General features: G+C 59.4%; 16 protein-coding genes and 2 pseudogenes. 9 read left to right on the forward strand and 9 right to left on the reverse strand.

Annotation, left to right across the window (positions count from 1 at the left end; all coding sequences use genetic code 11):
* Position 1: 1 nt before the first annotated feature.
* The 4 genes from JG747_RS35350 to JG747_RS35365 all read right to left on the reverse strand — a co-directional run bounded on the left by JG747_RS35350 (position 2) and on the right by JG747_RS35365 (position 5,865).
* Positions 2-412, reverse strand: coding sequence for a DUF1403 family protein (locus tag JG747_RS35350; protein ID WP_274609731.1), 411 nt, complete (start codon positions 410-412; stop codon positions 2-4).
* Positions 369-704, reverse strand: a complete 336-nt coding sequence (locus JG747_RS35355; RefSeq protein ID WP_446720626.1) for a DUF2958 domain-containing protein — start codon at positions 702-704, stop codon at positions 369-371. The genes JG747_RS35350 and JG747_RS35355 overlap by 44 nt, the downstream gene beginning before the upstream one ends.
* Before the next feature lie 451 nt (positions 705-1,155).
* Complete coding sequence (locus JG747_RS35360; protein WP_199201368.1) at positions 1,156-3,576, reverse strand: bifunctional diguanylate cyclase/phosphodiesterase; 2,421 nt, start codon at positions 3,574-3,576, stop codon at positions 1,156-1,158.
* 330 nt (positions 3,577-3,906) lie between these two features.
* Positions 3,907-5,865, reverse strand: a complete 1,959-nt coding sequence (locus tag JG747_RS35365) for a putative bifunctional diguanylate cyclase/phosphodiesterase (protein WP_199201593.1) — start codon at positions 5,863-5,865, stop codon at positions 3,907-3,909.
* Positions 5,866-6,686: 821 nt separating this feature from the next.
* Here JG747_RS35365 and JG747_RS37990 point away from each other — a divergent pair.
* Positions 6,687-7,909, forward strand: a pseudogene (locus tag JG747_RS37990) (DUF1173 domain-containing protein).
* 897 nt (positions 7,910-8,806) lie between these two features.
* Here the strand turns inward: JG747_RS37990 and JG747_RS35375 are convergent.
* A complete protein-coding gene (locus JG747_RS35375) occupies positions 8,807-9,070 on the reverse strand; it encodes a DNA -binding domain-containing protein (RefSeq protein ID WP_199201594.1) in 264 nt (87 codons plus the stop codon).
* A gap of 493 nt (positions 9,071-9,563) precedes the next feature.
* On the opposite strand from JG747_RS35375, the gene groES reads away from it, so the two are divergent.
* Together groES and groL are read left to right on the forward strand one after the other, a co-directional pair.
* A complete protein-coding gene (gene groES / locus JG747_RS35380; protein WP_006333965.1) occupies positions 9,564-9,860 on the forward strand; it encodes a co-chaperone GroES in 297 nt (98 codons plus the stop codon).
* Between the two features lie 65 nt (positions 9,861-9,925).
* Entirely contained in the window at positions 9,926-11,581 is a 1,656-nt protein-coding gene (gene groL / locus JG747_RS35385; RefSeq protein ID WP_199201369.1) for a chaperonin GroEL, read from the forward strand.
* 599 nt (positions 11,582-12,180) lie between these two features.
* On the opposite strand, the gene JG747_RS35390 is transcribed toward groL, so the two are convergent.
* The 3 genes and pseudogenes from JG747_RS35390 to JG747_RS35395 form a co-directional block, all read right to left on the reverse strand.
* Entirely contained in the window at positions 12,181-12,858 is a 678-nt protein-coding gene (locus tag JG747_RS35390) for a ProQ/FINO family protein (RefSeq protein WP_244748468.1), read from the reverse strand.
* Between the two features lie 478 nt (positions 12,859-13,336).
* A complete protein-coding gene (locus tag JG747_RS37440) occupies positions 13,337-13,528 on the reverse strand; it encodes a hypothetical protein (protein ID WP_244748469.1) in 192 nt (63 codons plus the stop codon).
* A gap of 2,020 nt (positions 13,529-15,548) precedes the next feature.
* Positions 15,549-15,721, reverse strand: a pseudogene (locus JG747_RS35395) (Tn3 family transposase); the annotation flags it as partial.
* Between the two features lie 466 nt (positions 15,722-16,187).
* On the opposite strand from JG747_RS35395, the gene JG747_RS35400 reads away from it, so the two are divergent.
* The 6 genes from JG747_RS35400 (at position 16,188) to JG747_RS35425 (ending at position 22,540) form a co-directional block, all read left to right on the forward strand.
* Positions 16,188-17,609 (forward strand): alpha,alpha-trehalose-phosphate synthase (UDP-forming), encoded by a 1,422-nt coding sequence (locus JG747_RS35400; RefSeq protein ID WP_244748470.1) that lies wholly within the window; start codon positions 16,188-16,190, stop codon positions 17,607-17,609.
* A gap of 479 nt (positions 17,610-18,088) precedes the next feature.
* On the forward strand, positions 18,089-19,042 hold the full coding sequence (locus JG747_RS35405) for a LysR family transcriptional regulator (RefSeq protein WP_244748471.1): 954 nt from the start codon (positions 18,089-18,091) through the stop codon (positions 19,040-19,042).
* Positions 19,043-19,273: 231 nt separating this feature from the next.
* Positions 19,274-20,008 (forward strand): helix-turn-helix domain-containing protein, encoded by a 735-nt coding sequence (locus JG747_RS35410; protein WP_199201597.1) that lies wholly within the window; start codon positions 19,274-19,276, stop codon positions 20,006-20,008.
* A gap of 132 nt (positions 20,009-20,140) precedes the next feature.
* The gene (locus JG747_RS35415) at positions 20,141-21,016 is read left to right on the forward strand and encodes a hypothetical protein (RefSeq protein ID WP_199201371.1); all 876 of its coding nucleotides are present in this window, start codon (positions 20,141-20,143) and stop codon (positions 21,014-21,016) included.
* 291 nt (positions 21,017-21,307) lie between these two features.
* Positions 21,308-21,724: a glutamate acetyltransferase gene (locus JG747_RS35420; protein WP_244748472.1), complete on the forward strand. Its 417-nt coding sequence runs from the start codon at positions 21,308-21,310 to the stop codon at positions 21,722-21,724.
* Between the two features lie 117 nt (positions 21,725-21,841).
* A complete protein-coding gene (locus JG747_RS35425; RefSeq protein WP_199201372.1) occupies positions 21,842-22,540 on the forward strand; it encodes a glycoside hydrolase domain-containing protein in 699 nt (232 codons plus the stop codon).
* Positions 22,541-22,971: 431 nt separating this feature from the next.
* On the opposite strand, the gene JG747_RS35430 is transcribed toward JG747_RS35425, so the two are convergent.
* Positions 22,972-24,012, reverse strand: a complete 1,041-nt coding sequence (locus JG747_RS35430) for a type III secretion protein (RefSeq protein WP_199201373.1) — start codon at positions 24,010-24,012, stop codon at positions 22,972-22,974.
* Between the last annotated feature and the right edge of the window lie 53 nt (positions 24,013-24,065).

The raw sequence follows: 24,065 nt of genomic DNA on the forward strand, positions 1-24,065 counted from the left end.
GTCAGATCCCGTAGATGCGGAAGGTCGATCGACCGGACAATTCGCGGACGGCGCCAAGTTCGACCAGCCGGTCGAACAGGCGGCGCAGGCCACGGTCGCTCATGCCTGCGATCTTTTCCGAGGCGACGATCGCATCGTCCGACAGGAGCTTTTCGACAACGGCGTCCGCGGCCTTGGCCCTGAGTTTTGGCGCGACGGCAAGCAGCCGGTCCGCCCGGCGCTCGAACTCCACGAAAAGATCGATGGCTCGCAGCGCGGCGCGCGCCTGAGCCACGAGCAGGCCCTGCACCCTAACGGCGCTTCTGGCAACGCAAATGCGAACAAACCGCCGCCCCTGTCGACATCGCTTTATGTCCGGTAAGCTTGCCTTATCGGCGCTCTTGCTCCGCCGTGTTCGGCGGAAGCTTGGAATGGGGTTGCCAAGGGCTTCTGCCGTCGCAGAGCCGCTCGGCTTCGGTGATGTGGCCGGCGCTGCACGCTGCTTGGGCGCAAACGGAGAGCGGAAAGCGCGCCTTGAACCCGAGGTCGCGCTCAATGCCGAGGCCAAGCCGCCCCTTGACGCTTGCAAGCTCGGCGAGGCTGACGCTGCCGAGTTCGGGGAAGCCTAAGCCGAGGTCGCACGGGCCGAACAGGGTGTCGCCGTCGGCGTCGATTTGGGTGAGAAGCCAGGTTGCTGACCCGGAACAGTTTTGCCACTGGGACATGGTCGGTGGCATTAGCAATGGCGTATTGTATATCGTCAACCGGTGCCATGTTTCGCTTCCGAGCCCCCCGGTCAGCCCGGCGCGTGCTGACCTACCCCGCTAGAGGGCCGGTCCATCCCAAATTGGCGCAGGTGACTTAGCGTCAAGACTCAGCTAAGGGTGCTGCGTACACTCCCAGCTAGCCGGCGTCCATTTCAGGCAACCTCCACCAAACGGCGCCGGCCCTTTTTCCTATTCGTCCCGCCAGATCTCCCAACGCCGAGTGCCGGAGGCAGATCGTGTGCTGCTCCGGTTGGGTGGAATAGCTCTGCGCTCATCGCACTCGCGGCTCTTGCACTGCTGGCATCGAACCTTTCCCTCACCTCATTGATCGTGACCTTGCCGATCACCTCCCGCAGCTCGAGCGGCTTGTAGCAGCGCGTGACGTTGCAGCGTGCGACCCGCTGCCGCATTAAGCCGCGCTGTTCTTGATCACGCGCAGTTCGTGGTTCCCCAGCCGCCGGGAAGCGGCTGTCCTACCATTGCCGATCGTGTGCTGAGCGAAGTCGGAAATCGGGCAAGGTCGGCCGAGAAGATAACCCTGGATCGCATCACAGGCTTCTCCACGAAGGAAGGTCAATTCCGCGTCCGTTTCGACGCCCTCTGCCAAGACGGGGAGCTTGAGGCCCCGGGCGAGGCCAAAGACAGCACGCATGACGGCAGCCGCCTCGACGCTGCTATCGACCGCCCGCACTAGAGACCGGTCGACTTTGATCTTGTCGAACGGGAAGGCCCGCAAATTCGACAGCGACGAGTACCCGGTGCCAAAATCATCCATTGCGATTTGGACCCCAAGGCTTTTGAGCTGGCGCAGCGCGGCGAGCGCGCGCCCCATGTCCTTGATCAGGCAAGTTTCGGTAATTTCCAGCTCGAGGCGGAATGGATCGAGACCGGTCTCTTTCAGCACTGCGCCGACCAACTCGGACAAATTCCCGCCATGGAGTTGCATGGCCGAAACGTTGACGCTGATTGCTAGCGGTTGTTGCCAGCTTGCCGCCTCGGCGCAGGCGGTCCGCAGCACCCATTCACCGATCTTTAGAATGGCGCCACACTCTTCAGCGATCGGGATGAACACCGCCGGCGGAACGGCGCCGCGTTCAGGATGATCCCACCGGAGCAGCGCTTCGAAACCGAAGACCTCGTTGGACACGAGTTGCGCCTGCGGTTGATAGACGAGGCGGAGTTCCTTGCGCGAGATCGCGTGACGGATGTCGTGCTCGAACTGACGGCGATCGCGCAGATGCTCACCCATGGCCGGCTCAAAAACGCAATAAAGGCCACGCCCCTGCATTTTGGCCTCATAGAGCGCAGCATCGGCATGGCTCAAAAGCGTCTCCCGATCGGGTGCATCGTTCGGGAATACGGCGATGCCGATGCTGGTGCCGATGGTGACGCCGGCGGGCAGGTTGCCGCCTGTGTCGTTGAATGCGTCCAGGATGGCCTCAGCAGTGCGCGTCGCATAGCCCGCGCTCGGCAGACCGGGAACAATCACAGCGAACTCGTCGCCGCCCAAGCGCGCAACCATTTGCCCGGGCTTAAGGACGCCCCTGATCTTCTCGGCCACACACTGCAGCACGGCGTCTCCGACAAGGTGGCCGAAGAGGTCGTTGATCTCCTTGAAGCGGTCGAGATCGAGGAAGAGCACGGCAAGGCACCGCTCAGTGTCGAGATGTGCCGTAAGCTCGGCCTCCAGCTTTTCGTTGAAGCTCGTGCGGTTCGGAAGCTTGGTCAAGGGATCGTGGTGGGCAAGGAAGTGAATTTCCTCCTCCGCCCGCTTGCGCCCGCGGATATCGCGCACGGCAAACACCTGATGCGGCTTGCCGGCATAGAGGATGCTGTGCCGGATCAGCTCCGCCGGGACCATGCTGCCATCCGTCGCGCGGAGCCCCACCTCAAGCGGCGTTTGCGCAGCGCCCGTGAACTCGCCTTGGGAAACGGTGGGAAAGAAGGACGCGAGCGGGCGTCCGACCGGCTGAGAGCCGTCGACGCAGGCAAGCGCGGCGAAACTGCGATTGGCTGCCACGATCTCGGTTTCGTTGCACACGATCAGCCCCTCGACGGCCGCGTCGGCCAGCTCCTGCATACGCGCTGCCTCGCCAGCGCGACGGAGATCGCGCACATCGAGGGCGAGGCCGATGATGGCCAAAAGGATGATGAGGATCGAAACGAGGGCTACGCCAGCCGCCATCCAGTCCGCGGGCAACGCCGTTGCGGAAAGAACAATGCGCGGGTCTGGCATGATTGCCGCCGCGGCCATCGCGGTGAAATGGTGGCTGCAAATCGCTACCGTCAACACGAGGGCACCGAGCGCCTTCCATTTGAGCGTGTTGGAGTGAAGGGCAACCGGCAATGCGGCCGCGCCGAACAGCCCGCCAAGAATGATTGAGGCGGCGACGAGCGGCACATCCCACACGACGCGGCCCGCGATCTCGAATGCGGCCATGCCAGTGTAGTGCATCACCGCGATGCCGCCTCCGACGATAGCACCGCCGATCCAGCGTCCATGTGGAACGCGTGGCGAGATGCCGATCGTGAGACCCGTGCCGGTCAAAGCGATCGCGGCCAGCAACGACATGATCGTCAAGGCGATGTTGTAGCCGCTCGGTACGGCGGGCTGGAAGGCCAACATAGCTATGAAATGCGTCGCCCAGATGCCGAAGCCGGTGGCGACCGCGGCGACGGCTAGCCAGATCCGTCGCATCTCGCTTTCACTGCGCCCGACATGGTGGAGGAGGTTCACGGCCGTGAAGGAAGCCAGGGCGCAAATGAAGGCGGCCAGCGCAACCAGACGCAAATCATGCTGCGTCGCAATGCAAGTGTAGACTTTCAACATGCTCTTCCCCCAGGCAGGATGATCACCCCGTTGGGGAGAAATCTACGCCCAAAACTTGAATAAAGCGCTTAAGCGGCAAATCCGCTTTGAATCATCTCGTCTCTCAAATCCGGTCATCTCTTGCGCCCTCAAAGGCGATTACGCGGCCTAGGCAAGGTTCGTCTTCTTCCCGAGCCGGGCGCAATTCCGGCCGTGATCGCGAAATCTCGACGCAATGCCTTCTCGATGTGTCGCGCCAGCGTCACATACGTGGGCGACGGCCAAGGCGGCCGTTCTCATCGAGATAGGAGGTAACCAGACCATCGCCGGTTAAGATGCCGGTCCTGCTATTCAAACACCTAGCTCCTGACCAAACTGCTTCGCAGCAATGCCAGGAATGTCGTCAATCCGGTCAGGTTTCCCGATTAAATAGCCTTGAGCTTCATCACATCCGACGCGGCGCAGGTAGTCGAGCTGGTCGAGAGTTTCCACGCCTTCGGCTGTCACCTCAATTCGAAGCTCATGCGCCAACTCAATCAACGATCTTACAATGGCGGCGCAATCCGCATCGGCCAGCATATCCTGGACAAAAGATCGGTCGATCTTGAGCCGCGAAAGAGGCAATTTACGGAGGTAAGTGAGGGATGAATAGCCGGTGCCAAAATCGTCAAGAGCAACTGTCACAGATAATGAACTTAACGACTGTAATAACGAAATCGTTTCTTCAAAATTCGAAATCAGCACCGTTTCTGTGATCTCGACCTCGAGTCTTCGGGGCTCCAAACCGGCTTCAGCCAAGGCCGCTACAATTCCATCCAGCAAGGCCTTGTTCTTAAGCTGCATTACCGACAAGTTGACGGATACCCGCAAGTCGCGCGGCCAGCGCGCCGCTGCCAAACAAGCTGTTTTGACGACCCAGTGTCCGATGGCGTGAATCAAACCCGTTTCTTCAGCGATGGATATGAACTCCGACGGAGGGATAGGGCCAAGGGTCGGATGCTGCCACCGCAGAAGTGCTTCAAAACCTCGGATGCGATCGCTCCCGAGGTCGAGAAAGGGTTGAAATGCGAGCCAAAGCTGGTCATTGGCCAGCGCAGATGGGAGATCGCGTGCAAGGGCATGGCGCCTTGCAGCAGCTTCATCGTCGCCTGGGCTGAAAAACTGGATGGAGCCCGCCCCCGGCGTCTTGGCCCTGTATAGCGCGGTGTCGACGCACCGCAGGAGTTGGTTGGTATCCAAACCGTCAGCGGGGGCCAAAGCGATACCTATAGAGGCCCTGCAATATATTTCGCGCTTTTCGATCAAGAACGGCGCGCACATGGCATCTACGATCTGTTTGGCCAAGGACCTGATCTGATCTGGCCTGATATCGCGCGTAGCAATTATTGCAAATTCGCCGCCCTCCAATCTGGCAATGCCATCGCTCTCCCGCGTCGATCTCCGAAGTCTCGCAGCCACTTCGACCAAAAGGGCATCCGCCATGGCTCGGCCAAAGCGATCATTCACCTCGGCAAAATTGTTAAGATCGAACAAAAGCAACGCACAGTGCTGGTCAAACTGCTTTGCGTCCACCAACGCGTTCTCCAGCCGCTCGTTGAAGCTGAACCGGTTTGGCAGTCTCGTCAGAACATCCCTGCGAATGGCATTTTCGCTTTCCGCCTGCAGAATAAAGCGCTGGGTAAATTCGAAGGCGTGAGCAAGCACGGCATGAAACAGCGTGATGGCGTAACTCACCATCAGGATTGCGACGGGCAGGTTGACCGCGTCTTTCACCCACACGATCGCCACCGCTGAACCGACGAAGATCGGTAGTGTATACGCGATGGCCGCAATAGGAATCGTGTAAAAGGAAGCGGCGCCGCCTGCGATCATCCCCGCGCTCAGGCAGGTAATGACGACCTGGGCGGCACTTGTTGCCCCGCTGAAGAACAGAACGGGAAGTGCTCCCCACCAGGTGCCGAACAAGAAGGCGTTCCGCACCAGGTTTTGCGTTGTCCGGCGAGACACCGATCTTGGTTTGACGGACTGAAATGATGATCTCGCTCTTAGGCCGACGAAACCAGCGGCGACGATGATCACACTCGCCCAGAGGATGGCTTTGGTTTGGTCAGGCGAGCCCCAAAACGCCATGACAAAAGTGGCCGCATTGAGGATGTTCGCAACCATGGCAAGAAGCGTGTTGCGAAGCACGATACTGACCTGCTCCGCCCTGATACGGCCGGCAAGTGGTTCGATCGTCGAGGGCCCGCCAAAAACACGCAGGTCTCCCGCCAACAGGTCACCGAGCCTTGCGGCTGACAGACGCTGCATCACTCTTTCACTCCCGCCCTAGAGTAGTAGCTGCGTGTTGATCTCCTAGCACCGAACAATTCGGAAAAAGTAAATTTCGACGGCAAATTTGGACAGCCCAGTTGGGGAAACCAAAGGGCTCCGGAATTCGAAGATAGTGAAAGACACGATGCTCCCTATCCGGGATGTCGCGACGCAAGCCTAGGAATTCTGCCTCAAGTCTGTTGCCGGCCTCCGTGAAGGACTTGGCCTTGTTGCATTCTGAGACTCACGTTGCCCTAATCCGATCGCTGGTTCACGGCCGCGATGTCCTATCTATCTGCGTCCCCACAAAGGGGCCGCCCGGTAGCCGTTCCTGGTTGGAGCGTGGCTGTCGCGACACAACGAATGCGCGCGCGGGGGCACTTCAATCTTCGAGGCCGTCACCGGCGCCCGTCATCCGAGGATACGCCCTGAAGCAGGGGCGTCGCCTTCCTTGTCATCAGCATCGCGCCGGCCCGCGCGGAAGCCAGACTGAGCCGGTCCCGTGTGCGCCGGTAATCTCTCCCAGGCAAGGGCGGCGCCCGTCCTCACATGCCGGAACCGACACCTGCGCTCCGGCGTCCTGCCATTGTCGATAGGTGTCCATAGGCCATCGCTGTAACCGTTGACGATGGCTGCGACCCGCAGCGCCACGGTGTTGATGCCGCGGCAGCGCCTGCCTGATGCGACGTTGGTCGCTGGTTTCCGTTTTGGAACCACGACGCGCCCCAATCACCTGCATCTTCTTCGATTGCAGCGATGATCTCGGCGGTGATGCGCGTGTATGCCGTGGCAAACAGCCCGTTTTCGATGGCAAAAGCATGACTCAATGGGCATGGGGATGCGGCGGCGTCCGGAGGAACGGAGGGCCGCCTGATCTACAGGCTGCGCTTGCGGATGCATACCGCAGAAAGCTGCGACCGCTTTGCTTGTGCAAAGAGCCCTGCCCGGCGATGTATATTGCGCAGGTTGGCGACCAATACATGGTCAAGCGGATGCCGCTGTCGGGTGGCAGCCATGATCCGTCCTGTTCCTCTTACGAGCCGCCCGACGAACTGTCCGGCCTCGGCGTGCTGATGGGCAGCGCTATCCAGGTCGATTCCGAGAGCGGCATGGCCGCGCTGATGCTGGACTTTCGGCTGTCGAAGGTCGGCACGCGATCTGTGCCGGCAGCTGGCGCCGTAGGCTCGAACAGCGTGGTCGGAGACACCAGGAAACTCTCGCTGCGAGGCCTGCTCCATTACCTCTGGCACGAAGCGGAGCTGACGGTCTGGACGTCACGATGGGCTGGCAAACGGCATTGGTGGAATATCCGTTGGCACCTCGTCGAGGCCGCTGGCCAGATGACGGTCAAGGGCGAGCGCCGAGCGAAATCCTGTTCGTGCCCGAGCCGTTCCGGTCCGCCGATAAAATCGCGATCGAGCAAAGGCGCGGGCAGGCGCTTGCACCTGCGCTGCCCCCGAAGAGCGGCCCCAGAAAGCTGATGATCCTGGTCGGCGAGGTCAAGGAGTTCAGCCCGGCTCGGGGCGGTCACAAGTTGATCGTCAAGCACATGCCGGGGTTCGTGTTCCTGTTGGATGAGAGTCTTCATCGTCGGCTTCAAACCCGCTTTGAAACCAAGATGGCACTCTGGAGCGCGGATGAGGCATCGCATCTAGTCGCGATTGCCACCTTCGGGTTGACCCCGGCGGTGCTGGCGGTGATCGAGGAAATGGCCATCATGGTCGTGGCGGAGAATTGGGTGCCTTACGAGTCCGCCTATGAAAAGAAGCTGGTCGACGCCCTTGCAAGGACCAGGAAGCGAAGCATGAAAGGACTGCGCTACAATCTACCATTGGACAGGCCAACCGCGACGGCGATATTGCAGACACAGCCGCGGCCGGTTGGCCTTCATATCGTCCCCCCGTCTTCCGATGGCACATATGAGGAAACGCTGAGCGAACTGATCGCGTCGCGACCGGAGTTCGATTCCTGGATCTGGCGGACGGCCGATAGTGAGATGCCGACTTTGCCTGGTCAGCAAGACGGTGGGCCCGTCATATGAGGCACCGTTCGCGGCCGGTATTTCAGGTACGCTGGTATTATCATCCAATTCGCTCGTCTGAGCGGATATTCCCGGCAAATGATGTATCCGCCCTGGACCACAGAGCGGGTTGCAGTGCGGACGTGCAGGCGATCCCTTCCGGTTCGCAAGTTGGGCGGGTACGCCGTGTTCGTAGCCGCTGATGAGCTTCATCGCCTCTGGCGCGCAACAAAAGGGCCGGGCTTGCAGCACCCGGCCAAGCAAGAGGGCAAAAACCTCCAGAGGGGAACGCGCCGGACGCAATGGGAGGAGAACGCCCGACGCACAACGGCATATAGGTCAGCAAGGATGACATCTCAACGACATGCCAGTAGACCACGAGGCCTGATCATCTTGGTGCACTGAAGCTTGCGAGCCCGGGCGTTTGCCAAAAACCTCATTTCACGTTGCTTTCGGAATTACAAAAGCTCAAGACGGCATGGCTGCATATATCGGTTCCGGCGCCTAGCAGCCGAAACGATTTCCGGGGCGAACGCGTATTAGTAATAGTTTATGACGATACTTATGCTGCCGAGACATTTATTGCCTTCCGCCACAACCATTACTATGTCGCGAGGCTTCGCCTGCTGCCTTCAAGCCAACCGGAGAATTTCATGACAGAAGAAGCCGAGCACAGCCTCAGAACACGGCTTCATCTTCTCCGCCTTAGCTGCGCCGGCCAGGTATGACGAGCGGCCGCCGCTGACCTGCATGGCCACGCCAGACGCATCGGCGCAGCGAACATTCTGCCTGTACGAGCAGCGGAGTTTGACAATGAATAGACGTATCCCGCAGGCCCGGATGTCATGCCATTCTTGTGGCGGACGGCCGTGATCACGTCTGAACAAGCAGCGTGTGTCGCCGCCCGTTCACCCTTATTTACGCGAACAACTCCTTGTAACCGGTGGTCATCATCCAGTTCGCCCGATCGAGATGGCTTCTCGCGGCTTTCCGCGCGCGCACCGGCTCTTCCGCCGGATCGATGCCGAGGATGACCTGCGCCATCTCCTCATAACTGGCATCGTCGGCGGAGGCGTCCAGGAACCTCAAGTAGGTCTTGAAGTGCTCCTTGTCGTAGGCGGTTAGGCTTTCCGACCAGGGGACTTCATCTTTAAGACCTGGTTCAACGTCTGTGTATTTCATCACGATATCGGGCTCCGGAAACTGGTCGAAGATTTCGCTTCGACAGGCTACCCGGACCGAGGGGAATATCATCCTCAAGGCGACATTCCGATCATCGTCGGCAAGAGCCCGCTCGAAGCGAGAAACGCTCCTTTGGCGATGCAACCCGAGGTTAGGGATGAATTGCAAAAAGCTCAAGACTGTTCGGCTCGCCGTCGATTCCGGCCGACTGCTCGGCCGTTAATTTCACATAATTTCACATTCCAAATAAGACACAAAAGTCGGCCCAGAGCTGCCGGCCGAAACGCGCTAAGGCATTGGGATGCGCCGCAATGGGGGCCAGGCTTCCGGGCCGATTCCAAATCTTTTGGCTCTTCGGCCGTCCGCTCATCCGTCTTGACCAGGACGAACCTACAGCCTATCTCACCGCCACGTTAGCACTCCCCACTGGCGAGTGCTAACCCAGGCTTCGGCAACGAAGAACCGTTCAACCTCCGCACCAGGGATATCCAAAATGGCAAAGTCGAAGTTCCGCCCGCTTCATGACCGCGTGGTCGTTCGCCGGGTCGAATCCGAATCCAAGACCGCCGGCGGGATCATCATCCCGGATACGGCGAAGGAAAAGCCGCAGGAAGGCGAGATCATCGCTGTCGGCTCGGGCGCCCGCGACGAAGCTGGCAAGCTCGTCCCGCTGGACGTCAAGGCCGGCGACCGCATCCTGTTCGGCAAGTGGTCGGGCACCGAAGTCAAGCTCAATGGCGAAGACCTTCTGATCATGAAGGAAGCCGACATCATGGGCATCATCGGCTAACACGCCGCTGCCTTTCATCCGTACCATCCAATCTGAATTTCGGGCGAAATGCCCAGGAGTACAAAATGGCTGCCAAAGACGTAAAATTCTCCCGTGACGCCCGCGAGCGCATGCTGCGCGGTGTCAACATCCTCGCCGACGCGGTGAAGGTGACGCTCGGTCCCAAGGGCCGCAACGTCGTCATCGACAAGTCGTTCGGCGCCCCGCGCATCACCAAGGACGGCGTCACCGTCGCCAAGGAAATCGAGCTTGAAGACAAGTTCGAAAACATGGGCGCGCAGATGGTCCGCGAAGTTGCTTCGAAGACCAACGACATCGCCGGCGACGGCACCACGACCGCGACCGTTCTGGCGCAGTCGATCGTCCAGGAAGGCCACAAGGCTGTTGCTGCCGGCATGAACCCGATGGACCTGAAGCGCGGCATCGACCTCGCGGTTAGCGACGTCGTCTCGACGCTGATCAAGAACGCCACGAAGATCAAGACCTCGGAAGAGGTTGCCCAGGTCGGCACAATCGCCGGCAATGGCGACGAGTCGGTCGGCAAGATGATCGCAGAAGCGATGCAGAAGGTCGGCAACGAAGGCGTCATCACGGTTGAGGAAGCCAAGACCGCCGAGACCGAACTCGAAGTCGTCGAAGGCATGCAGTTCGACCGCGGCTACCTCTCGCCCTACTTCGTCACCAACGCCGACAAGATGGTTGCCGATCTCGAGGACGCCTACATCCTGCTCCACGAGAAGAAGCTCTCCAACCTGCAGGCGATGCTGCCGGTTCTCGAAGCCGTCGTGCAGACCTCCAAGCCGCTGCTCATCATCTCGGAAGACGTCGAAGGCGAGGCCCTGGCCACGCTGGTCGTCAACAAGCTGCGTGGCGGTCTGAAGATCGCCGCCGTCAAGGCGCCGGGCTTCGGTGATCGCCGCAAGGCCATGCTGGAAGACATCGCCATCCTCACCGGTGGCCAGGTCATCTCGGAAGACCTCGGCATCAAGCTCGAGAACGTCGGCCTTGACATGCTCGGCCGCGCCAAGAAGGTGTCGATCTCCAGGGAGAACACCACCATCGTAGACGGTGCCGGCAAGAAGGAAGAGATCCAGGGCCGCGTCGCCCAGATCAAGCAGCAGATCGAAGAGACCACCTCGGACTACGACAAGGAGAAGCTGCAGGAACGTCTGGCCAAGCTGGCGGGCGGCGTTGCCGTCATCCGCGTCGGCGGTGCGACCGAGATCGAAGTCAAGGAAAAGAAGGACCGCGTCGATGACGCCCTCAACGCGACCCGTGCGGCCGTCGAAGAAGGCATCGTTCCCGGCGGCGGCGTCGCTCTGCTGCGCGCTTCGCTGAGCATCAAGGCTGTCGGCGTCAACTCCGACCAGACCGCCGGCATCAACATCGTGCGTCGCGCGCTGCAGGCCCCGGCCCGCCAGATCGCGGCCAACGCCGGTGCGGAAGCATCGATCGTTGCCGGCAAGATCCTCGAGAACAAGGGCGCGACCTTCGGCTACAACGCCCAGACCGGCGAATATGGCGACATGATCGCCATGGGTATCGTCGATCCGGTCAAGGTCGTTCGCACGGCTCTCCAGGACGCGGCCTCGGTCGCCGGCCTGCTGGTCACCACCGAAGCCATGATCGCGGAGGCTCCGAAGAAGGAGGCGGCTGGCGGCGGCATGCCTGCCGGCATGGCTGGCGGCGGCATGGGTGGTATGGGCGGCATGGATTTCTAAGGTCCACGCACCTCAACAATCTCGAGGGCGGCAGCGATGCCGCCCTTTTCCTTGAAGTCGGATCCGGCCGGAAATGTTCGGCGCGTACACCGACCGTATGGCCGTAGTAGCGCTGGTCGTGAAAGCTGGACTAGAAGCGAGCGCGGGCACGGATACGGCGGAGAGCCGCTGGCGTCGGGGCTTCGAAGACAATCAACGATTCGAACCCTTTCATGAGTATGAGGGAGCGGTGGCGAAAACGTGCAATCGGCCTAGATAATGTTCGCACCTCCCCAAGTCGCCGAGAGCATGAGGCAGCAGCGGCCCCTTGCCGTCGAGATCAAACAGAAGCGTGGGCTCGTGAAGCGGCCACAGTCAATCTGGGGGGCATCGACCTAACTGCCATCCCGAACGATAGAGGTCGCGGCGGTGGCCAGAACGACCCTCGGAATAGCCTCCGGCCTTCGTTCATCCCGAAGAAGGGTTGACCGACCACTCCGTTTCGCCAGCGCGAATGCGGCAACTCCATTGCGATCGCGGCAATTCGGATTGGCGCAGGGCGCCATGTGCTCCGACCCTGAGGGCTGTCCCGGTCGGCGCGAGCTATCGCTCAGCGGCGATCAAGTCATCGGCTTTCGGAATGACCGGCGACGCTTCGTCTCAACGATTATGCCGGTCGGGCTGTCGGCCGTATTCTTCGCCTTGAACACGGCGGTTCGCTTCGGTTTTGGTTTGGGTGGCGCTTGAGGCTCAACCCTTGGCTCCGGCGTTTGCTTGCCCTTTTGTTTGTCCTTGCGGGAGCAAAGCAAAGCCTTGGCGGTCGCGGCGTCCGCATCCGAGACCACGCCGGCCGGCTTGCCATCGAGATCAATCCGTGCGGCGCCGGCATCCAGTCTCGCCAAGTATTTGGCCATCTTGGTATACGCCAGCAGGGCTCTCCTCAATTCATCATCAGACAGTTCGCCGTCAAGCACGCGAATGTCATGATGGATGCCGATCTTGAGCGGCCTGGGCGCTTTCGGATTGAAGGCCGTCGGCCACTTGGCCGACAGATAGCGGAAAAGCTGTGCAGGCGATTTGCCTCGGCTACGGCTCAACATCATAAGCCTCGCCCCATTGTTTTCGTTTCCAATTCGGACCTTCCTAGCACTGATATATGCAATGATTATGGAAAAATGGGCATTCGCCCCGCAGCGCAAAGCAGCGGTCTCATTCGGACAGACGAAGTGCCTGGTGGACCGAGCAGGATCGGCAGCAACCCACGCCGAACCGTCCCGATAGAGTTCACAGTCATACATCAGGGTCCGTGGAACGCTGTTTCCCCATATCTCAGCCAGCCCATTGACCTTGGCAGCGCATCTGAAACGCCGGCAGCGACAACTCGACGGCTCTCCGCGGAGGCCGTCGGGTAGTAGGAGCCGAAACCGTCGCGGCTCCTCACCCGTTCGGCCGTTCCGTCGTACAAGGGGGTCGCGTAGCGCGAAAGCTGCTCAGGCGACCGTTCCTGGTCTCGGCCGGATCGACGCCGTCCTGGGACAGGAAGGCAGGCAAATGGCTGGAAAAAGCGTTCGGCCGCAACCCGGCGTCGATCACCAGGAACCTAGCGCGGGCGCGGCGGAACTGCTGGGCGGCGGTCATTCCGGAATAGCTGCCGCCGATGACAATAGGCGCAGCGAAATTCCGAAGTTTGTGAGCGATAGGCCTCGGACTCCCATTCGATTGCCGACTCGGCTCATGCCTTGACGGGCGTTCATGATTGCCACCTTGGAGATCGCCTCAGAAGCGACGCCCAATCGGAAACATTAGCACGTCCGCGTTTTGGCTCGGCTGCTTGAACTCCTCGCCGGCAACTGCCTCAATTAGCAAATCCAAGGCTTCGCGCCCCCTCCGGCTCATCGGGTCATCACCTCGCAGATAATGATACGCTCGATCTAGATGCACTCGCGCGGCGGAAAAATCGCTTGTCATTTTACCCTCTCAGTTGCCGCCCGCGTTAGCCGTCTACGAGGTGAGGGTCGCGCAATCGTCAATATCCTTAGACGAATTTGATTTAAATCGAAGATGATCCGGGAGTAACCAAACACCGGTTGTATGCGAGAGCCCCTGATTGCGTCACCCTGGCCCGGTTGACTCTGCAATAGGGTTACCACAAGCCTTGCCAATGTGTCCCCAGCATCATCCATAAGCCGTCCCGAGTTTCTGACCTGTCGAGCCATGGCACGCGCAGGCTTGCGGCGGCAATCAGCCGGATGGCGAAGATCGCGGCGAAGGCGGCAGCAAATCGGAAGCAGACTCCCGTTTGTGCGGTCGGGCATTGATTCCTAGATAGGAAATTCCGCCATTACATCTCGCTGATGGGACAGCTTGCGAACGCAAATGCAGCGCGCCCTCGTGACTGACACCCTAAACGGCGAAATCGTCATCCAGTGACCCATGAACGCAATAACGCCGGCACATTGTCCGGGACATATGGGTTAGTCCCGGCGCCAAGAGACCTATGTGGTCGCTCTTCTCGCCGAATAGAAGCTGAGGAATGCCGCGCAGTTAACGGCTCGTTAATCATGCGGGGCGTAGCCAAGAAGCGTCACATCACCTACCCAATCACATGTGACCTTAAAGACCCGGCACCCAGATTGTGCCGAGTCTTTTTGTTAGGGTAGCCTGATCCAATTGAGCGGGTCAGGAATAATGTCGCAGTGCGGGGATCAGGAAGCTTCTTAGGCCGGTCACCGACTTCATAAAGCCGACTGGAACTGCAACCACTTGACTAGGAATGCCCTCCGAGCTTGACGGTGTCAGGCCCGGAACGCGCCGTGCCAGTCCCTGACCGACAGCGGATTGCGACATGCAACTTCTCCACACCGGAGGTAACCGTGGCGAAAGTGCCGGCGCGTGAGCGCGAGGGAAGGCTGGTTAAAGAGCCGGCCCGCTTGCAGGAATCGAACTCATGGCTGACCGAAGCCTCCGCATCCTCGAGGCCCATTGCTTGGCGGACGCCATTATGGCGTTCTGCGTTCTGTCTTATCGCTGTGCCATTTGCCGCACAGGATGCCCGTAACGACATTGTTTCCCGCGTGAGGTGAAGCGATGCGAGCAGGGTAGAGTGACGCGCAGCAGGGAGGGCAGGAGGCCCTAGCAAAGGCTGAAACTCGGTGAGAAATGATCCACCGGCACCTGCACGGATCACCTCGCAAAAGTGGAGGGTGGGACCTGGAATCAAGCTGACATTGCGAGATTTCGCGGCCATGGCGGCTTCGCTGTTTGCTGTCCGCGGGGGCGAGGCGCATTAGATGGGCCAGCGGCGGATGCACGCGAACCGCGGGGATGACGAACACGACCTTCGCTGGCTAGGACTGCGGCACCGCGAACCCAATGTTGGAGGCTCTACGCCGCTCGATCTGGCGAGGCGCGGCGGTCGATGCGGCCCGCAGAACCCGCGCTACCGCGAGGCGCTGCCATCTCGACATAGGAGCTGCTGACTTGCAGAACACTGCACTATCTGCGAACGAACGCATCGCGACATGCCCCCCTGTAACCGCTTTCGCGCTGTTCTTGATTGACCAGGCGCAGTTCGACGCAGGGCGGCTAGCGCTCGGCCGATGTGTCGGGCGCCAGCAAAGTTGAAATGTTGCATGGCCGTGGGGACGGCCACAACGAGAGAGCCCGATCGGGCGTCACCTGGTCGGGATTGCCAGCCCGACCAGGTACCGTTCAGTCAGGCACCCCTCGGCTTAGAGAGCCGCCGCTATGAACTAGCTTCGTTGGCCGGGGCCGGCTGCAGCGGGATCGCTAAGCATCGTGACGACGTCAGCGATAGGATTCTTGTCACTCTCCGTCAGCCGCAGATCGACGTCCGCGAACGGCGCACCCGACTTCCGGTAGGGACGCCTGAGTGGGTGCTTGCTCAGGCCGGGTGGAACCGGCGGCCTGCCGGGTTTGCGACCGCGTTTCACATAGCCGTTGCTCTGAGCGCCATCAAGGACGACCGGGCCTGAGATCGCCGGCGCAATGCGGGACTCGAATAGCATTCGATCATGGAGAGCGACCGCTCGACGCGGCCGAGTTCCCGAAGAGTTTGCCCAGTTGGCTTTCCTTCCGGTGATGCCGAGAGCTTCTTCAAATCGTCGAGGGCACAACCGCACCGGTGTTGATCGATGCCCGCCAGATGAAGGTCGATTTCCAGCTTGCGCAGGAAGGCAATCCGTTCGGTCAGCCGGCCAGGTTTGAGGCACCAGGCGCATCCGCCGCCGATCGCAGCCAATGAAAGCGTGTCTGGCCAAATGGTCGGGGTCGCGGCGTTGTATTTCGGCTTTGACCGACACCCAACCCACGCCGACGGTTACAAGAGCGCGGGCGGGGAAAATTGGGAGGTTGATGCGCTCATCGCGAGCCGGGGGCGCCGGTCTGCCAAACTAGTGGTCGTAGGGAATCGGGTCCACGCTCTCGGTTAAAAACTTAGGAGAAACATGATCCAAAAACCGAAGCTTTGCGAGATCAGTTCCTGTCCCGCTTAGTGCCTATTTGTGTGCGCTATTCTACCATACGCCTAATGAGATTGTCCCACCTGATGACCGTCACTAACTTGGCAGAGATCGAAGCCAAAAGCTGACAGGCAACAGGAGTGACCATGAAAAACATTATGAGTGTTGGGGACGGTGGAGACGGCAGACTGGTCATTGTCTCCAACAGGGTTGCGTTGCCCGACGAGCACGGGTCACTGCCCCCGGGCGGGATGGCCATTGCGCTGAACGCCGCGCTCCAGCAACGAGGCGGGCTTTGGATGGGCTGGTCGGGGAAGGTGAAAACCGAGAAGAACCAGGTGTCACCGACCATGCAGGAGGCCAACGGCATCACCTATGCCCTTGCGGATCTCTCGCAGAAGGATCTGGACGAATATTACTACGGCTTCGCCAACAGGGTTCTTTGGCCGGTCTTCCACTGCCGTGTCGACCTCGCCGAATACAACGACGCTAGAAAGTCAGGATACTACCGCGTCAACCGACTCTTCGCAGAGTCTTTGATGCCGCTCCACCGCGAGGACGACGTCATATGGGTGCAGGATTATCACCTGATCCCTCTAGGGAAAGAACTGCGCGAACGCGGCTGCCGCAACCGGATCGGCTTTTTCCTGCACATACCATGGCCGCCGGCGGACATCCTCGCCACCGTGCCGCTCTGCGAAGAATTACTGGAAGCGCTTTCGTTCTATGACCTTGTCGGCTTTCAAACCGACGACGATCTTGACAACTTCGCCGAATGTCTACGCCGCCGAAACTTAGGGCGTCTCATGAAAGACCGTAGCTGCCTGGTCAAAGGGCGGGAGTTTCGCTGCGGGGTTTTTCCAATCGGTATCGACACGGCCAAGTTCGAGAGCCTCGCAGAGCTAGCGACGCGCGACGGGGATCTGCAGGAAGCTTACAAGAGGACTGCTGGCTGTGACGTCGCCATTGGTGTCGACCGATTGGATTATTCCAAGGGCATCGATCAGCGCATCGTGGCGTTTCGCCATTTCCTTGATCGTAACAGCCATCGCGTCCGCAAGACGCTACTGCTGCAGATTACCCCGAAATCCCGCGGGGAAATACCGGCCTATCTGGCGCTGCAAAAGCGCATCGCCGAACTGGTGGGAAGTGTCAATGGGGAACTTGGAACCATCGATTGGGTACCAGTACACTACACCAATCGTTCCCATGGCCCGCTGCAACTGGCCGGCCTCTATCGACTGGCACGCGTTGGCCTGGTGACGCCGCTCCGCGACGGCATGAATCTGGTGGCGAAGGAATACGTGGCTGCGCAAGACCCAAGCAATCCAGGCGTCCTCGTGCTCTCGCAATTTGCCGGCGCCGCTGGCGAATTGGAGGGAGCGGTGCTTGTCAATCCCTATGACCCAGAGGCTGTGGCGGTCTCCACGGAACAGGCATTTCGCATGTCGCCAGACGAACGGAAAGACCGTTGGAAGGCAATGAAGCACAGTCTCATCGGGCATGATGTCTATCGATGGTGCGACGGCTTTCTCGCCAAGCTCGAGGCGGCGGACTTGCCAGCATGAGGCTGATCGCGACCAATTGAATCAGGGCAGCATTCCGGCCTCGCCGAGGCGTGGTTAATGTGCTGTGGTGGATGGCGATGACCGCAGGCCAACCACCCAGTTGGGTTGTAGCCGATTATGCTGGCACGGGAGCGAAGAACTCGCGGCTGCGGTCACACATCAAACTAGTTTGGCCGATCCGCGCAAGAGGGCTCTCGTCCTCGGCTCCGTCGGCGTCGAGTATTCGACTGTCATCGCTTCGCTGACGAGACCCCGTGTATTGAATATGTCGACCACCAGGTTGGCGACATTGCTGATGGGCTAAGCAGCATCGACCTACACCGCACGCCAGATCTCAAGACGTAGCGTGAGCACATTCCACATTAAAACAAGAGGAAAAAGACATGGGTGAGCTCTCTTGCAGTCGGCAGCTTTCTTCAAACACGCGTGAGCGGCCACGACCGATAGTCGAGGGCGCTCGCGCCCCACGGCCACAGCAAATGTTGGCATCCATTGACCTGAATTTACTGGTGTCTCTTGAGGCGCTGCTGGAGCACCGCAACGTCACGCATGCGGCTCGGCACGTGCGCTTGAGCCAACCGTCGATGAGCCGAGCGTTGACAAGGCTGCGTGGCATTTTCAATGACGACCTCTTGGTTCGCGGCTCGGGCGGCTTGGTCCCGACGCCGCAGGCCGAACGGTTGGCCCGAATGCTGCCGCCGGTGTTGGATGCGCTCCGCGGGATCGTGAACCGCCAGGGGGAATGGCGATCAAAGAAGATAATGGCGATACCCGACCACCAAGCCCTGATCTTGCTGCCGCCTCTCCTACCCCTGCTGCGCGAGCACGCGCCTAATCTCGACATCGTCACCGGCTCCTTTCTAACTGGCGCGCTCCGGCGGCTTGAACAAGGTGAGATCGATCTGGCCGTTGGGCAGACCGGTGGCACGCCACCGGGCTTCTTTCGGCGCAGGCTCTATACTGATCGCTTCGCCTGCCTGCTACGTTGCGACCACCCAGCCCTGGCGCAGGAATGGACGATCGAGGCCTTCGCTGCCCTGCGCCACGCTGCCGTTGACTCGGATTCGAAGGGCGGCTTCGGACGGGTGCATGACGATCTGGCAAATTTACACCTCCGAGATCGCGATCCGGTGCTGGTTTCCAACCTCTTGACGGCCGCTGTCGCCATCGCGGCGACTGATCTGGTGCTGATTGTACCACACCGCGTCGCGACACGGATCGCCGCCTTGCTCCCCCTGGCGATTGTCGATCCGCCGGTGGAACTATCGCCTTACGAGGTTGGGCTGATTTGGCACGAGCGTTGCCATCGCGACCCAGAACATCACTGGCTGCGCCACAAGATTGCCGCCGCAGCGGCGGCGGGAACAGAGTTGGCGCGTCCATCGACAATGAGAGGGCAAACGGCTGATGCTTCGCCAAGGGAAGAAGCGTGATGCGATCGAGGTCTGGCACTATCTTCAGGACCGAGCCAGTTGATTACTCCCCTCGTCCATCGGACGTGATGCTGGTTCCGCTGTCCCAACTCAGTGAAACCGACGCGCGCTGACTTCGAGCGAGCATCTGCTGTGAAGAAGGTATTCACACTTACAGCCAACTACACAACCCAAGACCCTCCTTCTTCGACCGCCGTTCGGCCGCGTCAAGGCCTTCGCAGGCAGGGTGTGGTGCATGCATCGATTCTGGCCGCGTATCTTGGCCCGGACCCTTTGGCAGGTAAGTGTTTGGCACAAATTGCGAGTTCTCGGATCTTCGGCAATCTGCCCAACGAAGCGCGGCAGATCGATATCCTTGAGCACCGTTTGTTGCGGTTGGGGCACTGCGCGCAAATCGTCATCATCGATTGCCGCGAACCGGAGCAACATGGGTACGGTCATGCGAAGCTCTCTTCCGGGCTGGTGCAACTAGCCCTGGTTTCCGAAGACAGGCTGGACCGAGAGGCGGTTTTCTCCGACGGGTATTCCGATTACCTGTTGTGGCCACTGATCGAGCAGGAAGTTGTAAGCAGACTGATCGCCTGCGTCGCCCAGATCGCGCGGCGTTCTGCACCGCTATTCTTCTCAGCCGACCCCCTCGTTCAGAAGGCGTGCGATCTGCTGGCACAGCGAGTCGATCAGCAGATCGCCCTCAGCGAACTGGCGCGCATAGCCGGGACTAACAAGACAACGCTCGTCAACCGCTTCGAGGCTGCCTTTGGCTGCGGGCCTATGACCTGGCTACGGCACTATCGGATGATGGAGGCTGCCGCCCGCTTGCGAAGCGGGCATGAAAGCGTGGCCGAGGTCGCTGAATCCTTAGGCTACGAAAACAGCAACAATTTCTCCACGGCGTTCAAGGCGATCCATGGGCTCTCGCCGCTGCGCTATCGCAAAATGGCGGCGCGCAGAGAAAGGTCTGCCTGACGCAAAGGTGGGGATCGAAACAAACTGGTATACAGCCAGTGAAGACACGCAAAGATTACCTGATACTCAAGCGTTTACCCGCTCCAGGCACTTTGCGGCTTTTACAGCAACGCTCAGAAAAGGAAGATAAGCATGTTGAACGCGGTCGCAGCGCATTTTCAAGGGCATGAACAGAGCTATTCGGACAAGAACTATGAGGCGGCGAGCACGTTTTTCGGCGCCAAGTCCCTTCTTTTGGCCCAGCCAGGTGCTGCGCGCCCCAGTGACGACACGATCGCCAACGATCAAGGAACAGTACAGTTTCACCTCATTGGTCAGAAACCCGATGACCCGGCGTACAGCGGCATCATGAAAGAAAATCAGGACAACCTTCTCGCTATAGGAGGACTCATTCACGACTACATGCATACCCATTATCCTAAGGTTGATGCGGAAAAACTTGACATCAACACCTGGACGAATGTTGTGGGCAACATTCCCGACCTTTCGATGGGAGGGCAAAAACAGAAAGGTTACTCAAACAAGTTTGCTGGCACCTCCGTCTCAGCCACGTTCCTCTCCTTGATCGCGAAGGCGATGGTCACTGACGGGGCGTCTCTGCTAACGGATTTCGAGTCCTTCCTCACTGAGATGGGCAACCTGACCTTCAGTGCCAACAGCAAATCGCAGCAGTACAAGGCTCTGACATGCACCTACCAAAGCTACCTTCTCGATAACGGGGCAGGCGGATATTACGACTACGGAGCAATTGTTCTGCGACAAGTCAAGTTCAATGAGTACTTCCTTGATCTGAAATCTTCTTGTGCGTCGACACGATACGTCAACGTCGACATAAGTTATAACGAGGTCACCAATATCGTTCAGACTCGCCGGATCCGCAACGGCGGCCCCGATTACAAAAACTTCCAGGAGATCGTGAATAAGAACGCGACCGAGCAGTTTATGAATGCCAAGAACTTCTTTAACGGCGGCTCGACCCCACAACAAGACATCACGCCCCAGGTCTGATCCTCATGATTGGTCTCGAAAGCAGCAGCGCACCAACCCACGGTGTCCATTCGAAGAAACCTCGCCGGCGTCATAGATCAGGTCCGGCTGACAGCGGTGCCGACGAACTCCGGCCCTGCTTCTATAAGAAACCAACTATGAACTCGATCGCAGAAACAACTGCGGGCCTCTTCCTGGTAATCGGCGTCCAGAGCAGCGGCCCCCTCGAAGCGGAGAGGATTTGCTCAGGCTTGATCCGAAACTGTCCGAAGGCTCAATTCTGAACTTGGATCCTAGTAGTGGCAGAATGCCATGCAAATGGTGCCGAACCAGGTGGAGGCCGCCACGGCTTCGACGACCCTGAACCGCACGATGGCCGTTGCGGATTTGCCAAGTACCCTCGCGTCAATTTGCGCCGATGCTGTCGACGACGACAAAGCAGGCGTCGATCTGGCGAAGCCCATCAGTGTCTATCTGAGCAGATACGGCGAACCGACTGCATTCAATTGCTTCATCCTGGATCAATCCGACTCCGCGAAAATCTATTTATCTTTAACCTGCCTTGCCGTTTTCGATGGTGGAAGCCCTGGCAGTTTCGCCGTCACCTCAACATTGCTGAAGGCGTGCCTGAATCTGTCAAACAAGGATACGCTGTCCACTATCGCGCAGGTTTTCGGCCGCTTCGGGCCGCCGAGCGACTCACCTTACTACCTGCGCGTCTTGCTCTGATCCGTATGCCAGACGTTACATTCAGCCAGAAGGAGCAGCACGCTCGTTGAATATGTGAATACCGCAGATTTCGTCAGCGGAGCGAAGTCGGCGGTGCCCTTTGTAGCGGGAAAGCCCATGCCCTATCATGAAGACTTCGCGAAGGCGGACGGATGGTCCGCAGCGGATGTCAGCGTCAGTCTCAACAATGCGGCAGGCCGGAAATTTCTCACTTTCTTGCGAAGATCGGCGGTGACCACGGTCATTCGGTATTACGCGAGTTCCGCGAGGCCAAAAACCATCACATCAGTGGAGGCCAAACTACTTTCTGGGCACGGTTTCGGAATTCTACCGATTTTCCAGGACAGCAGCCGCCATATTTCCAATTTCTCGAGCTCGATCGGTACTGCAAATGCAAGGAGTGCTATGGGGTTCGCAAAGCGCGTCGGCCAGCCGAAAGATAGAGGCAGTACGATTTTTTTCGCCGTCGATTTGGACTATCCGGCTACGCAGATCGATGGCCCTATCCTCGCCTACTTCCACGCGATTAAAGAGGAGATCAACGGCACTTTCGTAGTCGGCGCGTATGGTAGCGGTGCCGTGCTCTCAAAATTATTGGCGGAGGGACTGATCACGGTTCCATGGATATCTATGTCGCCACTGTTTCTTGGAACCGAGCAGTTCTTTTATTCCAACCGATGGTCGATGCGGCAGGTACCTCCAGAGGTTGCCCATGCCTCCTCTGGGGTGGGCTATGACCGCAATATCGTTCGGGTTCCTCGGAGGGAGATCGGGGCCTTCCAAGTTGATGAGTCGGGCGAAGGCTCGCTGGCCTAGGATGGCGAGGGACTCCGGCTCGTAGGCGCGGCAAGCTGAAAACGTTGTCGCGTTTATGTTCGTAGAGGTCTCCGACGTCAACGGCGAGTGTAAGGTTGTTCGCGGTATCTCGCAAATCGTCTCTCCACGCGCTCGCCCCGCTACAATCGAGCGGTGCGGCCGCCATCATCATCCCCGGAAGTACCTGCAGCGCCGTCCACCCACGCCCAACCGGCGGCCGACATTGGGCACCAGTACCACGCCGACGTCGTGCGATGTCGCCGCTCGACAGATCGATGCCGGAGCGGGTGGTGTGATGCTTGGTCGCACCACCCGGCAGACGTGTTTCTGAAAGTTACCCTAAGGCAGGTACATCAACGGCCAGCGCATTGGAAACGGCAACGCTGTGAACGGAATTCGGGGAGAAGGCGTCACTTACCATGGCCGAGACCTCAACGGCCGGAGCGATCTCTGCTTCTGGAGGCAGCCATTAGATCCTCGCGGGCGTGATTATAGGGGTGACTTAGGGACTGCCCGATTTCACCACCCCGCCGCAGCTGTTGACGGGAGGTTTGCGGGCCTACTGTATCACGGACTGAAGCCGCAATACCTGCTATGTGGTCGTCCAAATTCGCATTCCGTTCCTCTACTGCATGCCGCGGCGGAGGCATGTGCGGCAAGATATCTTGCATGCCGGGAACTGCGTGAGCTTGGGCCTGTTGATTTGCGTCGAACTGGTGATACACCGCCAATTCCGGCGGCGCGACAGGAGGCCGGGGCAGCGAGTCCAGTTGGTTGGCGGCCACCAGAACTGATTCCACTGCGTCTTGGTGCGTGCGCGAGGAAGGATCCATTCCGTAGGCTTCCTGAATCATCAGTGATGCGATTTCCCTTTGTTGGCCTTCAGGAATACGGGACAATGCGTTGCGTACACTATCGGCGAACTCGGGTGAGATCACCTGTACTTCTGCATATTTCTTCCACGATACGGGTGCGTTTTGCTTCCGGCGCAAATCGTTGGCAGTTTGTTCATTTGTGTCCGGATGCGCGAACGGAATCAACCCCTCAACACGGTTTTTCAGGAATTCGGCGGTGCTTTTGTCCATCGACCAATGACCTTCCTTGACCGGCACTCCGCTCCATGCGCTGTCCTTCAACCGAACAGCGGGACCGTTGGCCCAGGCATCCATAACCACGGTCGACCTCGGGTCGCGGCTTCCGCGCCGCAGTTCGTTCCAAATGTGACCCGTCTTGACTGGGATCTCATCACCTTGGTCGGTTATCTCTTTCATTGACACGGAAGCACTAGAGGTCATACTCCGCTCGTCGGCCGCCATGTGTGGGGCGTGGACGATAGCGGAAAGGGGAGCGGTCTGATTGCAGCACGCCGCTCCCATGACTACGGCCACTGCAACCTTAATGTTGTCGTCTGCTCCCATCATTGCAACCGACGATCCGATGCTGTTGTGGCCGTGAGAGGGAATGTCGTCCACCTTAACGTTTCCCCGGCCATGCTTGAGCAGCAGGCGGACGTCGTGAACTGTTT

This window comes from Mesorhizobium sp. 131-3-5, assembly GCF_016756575.1.
Lineage (GTDB): Bacteria > Pseudomonadota > Alphaproteobacteria > Rhizobiales > Rhizobiaceae > Mesorhizobium > Mesorhizobium jarvisii.